Source organism: Mesorhizobium sp. M7A.F.Ca.CA.004.12.1.1 (assembly GCF_003997835.1).
Classification (GTDB): domain Bacteria; phylum Pseudomonadota; class Alphaproteobacteria; order Rhizobiales; family Rhizobiaceae; genus Mesorhizobium.
This window is the reverse complement of sequence record NZ_RZRK01000722.1, coordinates 1-3069: the sequence shown is the minus strand read 5'-3', so window position 1 is coordinate 3069 and position 3069 is coordinate 1. Positions and strand designations below refer to the sequence as shown.

The 3069-nt window shown below is 64.9% G+C and carries 4 protein-coding genes; all 4 read right to left on the bottom strand.

Going from position 1 to position 3069, the window contains the following annotated elements:
• On the bottom strand, positions 1 to 1158 hold a 1158-nt coding region (locus EN984_RS28390), incomplete at its 3' end, for an epoxide hydrolase family protein (RefSeq protein ID WP_164765704.1).
• On the bottom strand, positions 1155 to 2135 hold the full coding sequence (locus EN984_RS28385) for a biotin-dependent carboxyltransferase family protein (RefSeq protein ID WP_127266696.1): 981 nt from the start codon (positions 2133 to 2135) through the stop codon (positions 1155 to 1157). The genes EN984_RS28385 and EN984_RS28390, both read right to left, overlap by 4 nt.
• Positions 2132 to 2794: a 5-oxoprolinase subunit PxpB gene (gene pxpB / locus EN984_RS28380; protein ID WP_127266695.1), complete on the bottom strand. Its 663-nt coding sequence runs from the start codon at positions 2792 to 2794 to the stop codon at positions 2132 to 2134. The genes EN984_RS28385 and pxpB overlap by 4 nt, the downstream gene beginning before the upstream one ends.
• A 6-nt stretch (positions 2795 to 2800) precedes the next feature.
• The coding region (locus EN984_RS28375; protein WP_127384119.1) for an SDR family oxidoreductase at positions 2801 to 3069 on the bottom strand (269 nt) is incomplete at its 5' end.

The window sequence follows — 3069 nt, the reverse complement described above, 5'->3', positions numbered from 1 at the left end:
ATCCAGACCACCGGCAAAGGCTCTTAGATCCTGTGCAAGCAAAGCGGGCTGCTCGAGGGCTGCGAAATGACCACCGCGCGGCATCGCTGTCCACTGGCGGATGTCCTTGAAGACGCGCTCGACCCAACTCCTTGGCGGCATCGGCAGCTCTTTGGGGAACAAAGCCACTGCAAGCGGGACGTTGATCGCCGTGCCGGGCGCGAATGCAAGCGGACGGGCGCGCGTTTCCCAATAGAGCCGCATCGACGAAGCGACGGTCCGGGTGAACCAGTAGAGCGAGATGTTGGCGAGCATGTCGTCGCGCGAAAAAGCGGCGTTGGCCAGATCGCCATCGCAATCGCTCCAGTCGCGGAACTTCTCGATCATCCAGGCCGCCAGTCCGACCGGCGAATCCGTCAGCCCGTAGGCAAGCGTTTGCGGGCGCGTCGCTTGAATATGAGCATAGGCGCCATGAAGATCCGCCCATCCGGCTTTCCGTTCCAGGAAGGCGCGTTCTTCCAAGCTCAGGTCGCCATCCGGGCCTGGATCGTGAGGAGGTGAGTATGAGCCGGGGACGAAGTTCAGATGCACGCCGGCGAGACTGCCTGGATGCGCGTGCGCCAGACAGGTCGACACGCTGGCGCCCAGATCCCCGCCCTGGGCGAGATATCGCTCATAGCCTAGACGGCTCATCAACTCGGCCCAAAGATCGGCGACGGTGAACAGGTTGAGGCCAGGCCTGGTCGGCCGGCTCGAAAAGCCATAGCCGGGAATCGACGGGGCCACGACGTTGAAGGCGTCCTCCAGTCTTCCGCCATGCGAAAGCGGATCGGTCAGAAGCGGGATCAGCCTGTGAAATTCGAAGACGCTGCCTGGCCAGCCATGGGTGAGTATGACCGTTCTGTTGGTCGCCACAGCGGCGCGCGCATGGATGAAATGGATGGTTTCGCCGCCGATATCCGTCTGGTAGTGCGGATGGATGTTCCAGGCGGCTTCCTGCTTGCGCCAGTCGAAGCCGGTGCGCCAGTGCTGCATAAGTCGGCGCAGTTCCTCGTGCTCCGTTCCCTGCGCCCAGCCTATCGCCTGCAACTGGTCCGGCTCGCGCCAGGTCGAGATGCGCTTCTTCAAATCGTCGATTTCAGACTGGGCAATCTCGATGGTGAAGGGGCGAATTTTCATGGAGTCCTCTGCTCGCCGGCCATAAGGTTTCGGGCGGCGATAAAGTCGTGACTTTGCTGCCGGTTCGCGCGAAGCGCTTCCGTCGACGCTTTTATCGAGACCGCTGAGAAACGCAGGCGCGCGCCGACCGGCGCTTGCGCCAGCCGCCAGAGGTCGGCTTCGATCACCGTAGCGATCTTCGGATAGCCGCCGCAAGTGTTGGCATCGGCAAGTTGGATGATCGGTTGGCCGGACGGCGGCACCTGGACTGTGCCTGGTACGATGCCGTGCGAGAGCAATTCGAGCGGTGAGAGGAGCGAAAGCGTCTCTCCAGCAAGGCGATATCCCATACGGTTGGCGTCGTCGGTGATGCGCCATTCGCTGCCGGTGAAAGCCGCCTGGGCCTCCGGCGTGAAGGCGTCGAACTCGGCGGCCGGCAGAACCCGCAATTCGATTGCCGAGGCCAAGGCGTCCGCCGCGCCTCGTCGCTCCTCCAGCGCTGCGCCGATGCCGCCCGCGGGAAGGCGGCATTGCGCAGGTTTGAGCGCAAGCCGGTCACCGCGCGACAGGCCGCGTCCAGCGAACCCGCCGAAACCGCCTTTCACATCCGTCGCGCGCGACCCCATGACGGGCGGCAGATCGATCCCGCCGGCAAAGGCGATGTAGGAACGAGCACCGGCGCGCGGCGCCTCGAGGACAAGGGTCTCGCCTGCGCGGATCGTCATGGCCCACCAGGGCGGGCAGGGCCGGTCGCCGATGCTGACGGCGCAATCAGCGCCGGTGATGGCGACGGCGGTGTCGATATGCGCGCGCAGCCGGAACGGATGAAGCGTGACCTCGATCCCGGCGGCCGAAGGATCATTGCCCAGCATGAGATTGGCGATCGCCAGTGCCTGCTTGTCCATGGCGCCGCCATGGCTGACCCCCAGCGCCAGATGACCGGGCCGGCCGAGATCCTGGACCGTGTTCGGCAGGCCGGTGGTGAGGATCTCGATCATGCCTCGATCCCTGCAATTGCGAAGCGAATCTTGTCTCCGGGCCTGAGCAGCACGGGCAATTCCGCTTCGGCCTTGAAGAGCTTCACGTCGGTATGGCCGATGATGTGCCAGCCGGACGGCGCGGTCATCGGCATGATACCCGCCTGCGCGCCACCAATGATGACGGCGCCCTCGGTAACTTTGAGGCGAGGCGTGCTGCGCCTTGCCCAGGCAAGCCGCGGGTCGAGACCGGACAGATAGGGAAAACCCGGCATGGCGCCGATGGCGGCGACGGTGTAGCGGGCCGCCGCGTGGCGCCTGACGGTCTCGTCGACAGACAGGCCGCAATGCGCGGCCCAGCCGGTGAGATCCTCGCCGCGCGCGCCGCCGTAGTGAACGGGAATCGTATGATGCGTGCCGGTCACCGGGTGGGCATCGGTGGCGGACCAGAGCGACATCAGTTGATCTCCGACGCTGTGGGCGTCTGTGGCGAGCGGGTCAAACACCACCAGCAGGTTGTTCATGCCGGGAACGGCCTCGCGCACCCCTTCGAGGCTCAGCGCGGCATTCGCTACCGCCCAGACCAGTTCCTGGGTGGCATCGTTGAAAGCCCCCTGCGTTCCATCGAGCAGCAGCGCGCCCGATCCCGCAAGGCTGATGTGGGGCGTACCGACAACCATGGGCGGTCAGTCCTTCACCGGCACCGTATAATTCAGGATCAGGCGACCGCCGTCCGGATAGATGGTCTGGCCGACAATGTATGAAGCGTCGTCGCTGGCCAGGAAGGAAGCGACGCTGGCAATCTCCGATGGCTCGCCACAGCGGCCGCTCGGCGTGCGCGACAGGATGGTCTGGCGCTGCGCTTCGCTGGCCATGACCGAGCTCTTGACCATGTCGGTCAGGATGGTGCCGGGGCCGATGGCATTGACGCGGATATTGTACGGGATCAGTCCGA

Coding starts and splice junctions, on each gene's coding strand:
- EN984_RS28385 (WP_127266696.1), bottom strand. CDS start 2,135: ATGATCGAGATCCTCACCACCGGCCTGCCGAACACGGTCCAGGATCTC.
- pxpB (WP_127266695.1), bottom strand. CDS start 2,794: ATGGTTGTCGGTACGCCCCACATCAGCCTTGCGGGATCGGGCGCGCTG.